The 678-nt window shown below is 39.7% G+C and carries 1 protein-coding gene and 1 pseudogene; both read left to right on the plus strand.

The window, feature by feature from the left end; translation table 11 throughout:
- Nucleotides 1-23 precede the first annotated feature (23 nt).
- The gene (locus H6A27_RS14500) at nucleotides 24-440 is read left to right on the plus strand and encodes a helix-turn-helix domain-containing protein (RefSeq protein ID WP_154044655.1); all 417 of its coding nucleotides are present in this window, start codon (nucleotides 24-26) and stop codon (nucleotides 438-440) included.
- Nucleotides 441-496: 56 nt separating this feature from the next.
- A pseudogene (locus H6A27_RS14505) lies at nucleotides 497-678 on the plus strand (IS630 family transposase); the annotation flags it as partial.

Genomic DNA, 678 nt, shown 5'->3' on the forward strand with positions numbered 1-678 from the left:
CATGATATTTTAGAAATTGAATCATGAAACATATAAAAGTGCTTGAATTGAGTGAGGCTGATCGCCTCAAACTTGAGAAAGGGTATCATAATGGCCCTACTCATAACTATCGTATCAGATGCAAATCCATATTGTTGAAGTCATCAGGCAAATCGGCCTCAGAAATAGCTGAAATATTTGATGTGACAATACCAACAGTATACGCATGGATAAAACGTTATAAAGAAAATGGAATCAAAGGCTTGGAAACACGTCCCGGTCAAGGTCGTAAACCTATAATGGATTGTTCCGATGAGGAATCAGTCCGTAAGGCTATAGAGGAGGACCGTCAGAGTGTATCAAAAGCACGCGAAGCCTGGGAAAAAGCTTCCGGCAAAAAAGCCAGCGACATTACCTTCAAACGTTTTTTAGGAGCATTGGTGCAAGATATAAGCGAATAAGAAAACGCCCAAGGGGTATCCCCTCACCGCAACTCTACACATACAAGAAAGAGAAGTTGCAAGAACTTGAAAGCCTTGACTCCAAAGGTAAAATAGAACTTTATTATGCTGATGAAAGTCATGTATGTACAGATGGTTATGTACCTTACGGATGGCAGTTCAAAGATGAGAATGTCTATATTCCATCAGAGAAAACAGCAAGACTTAATATCTTTGGCATGATTACCCGAAGAAATCA

The sequence above is a fragment of the Bacteroides caecigallinarum genome, from assembly GCF_016902295.1.
Classification (GTDB): domain Bacteria; phylum Bacteroidota; class Bacteroidia; order Bacteroidales; family Bacteroidaceae; genus Phocaeicola; species Phocaeicola caecigallinarum_A.

What these genes read in the sequence shown, in the direction of transcription:
- H6A27_RS14500 (WP_154044655.1), top strand. Translation starts at nt 24, where the DNA reads ATGAAACATATAAAAGTGCTTGAATTGAGTGAGGCTGATCGCCTCAAA.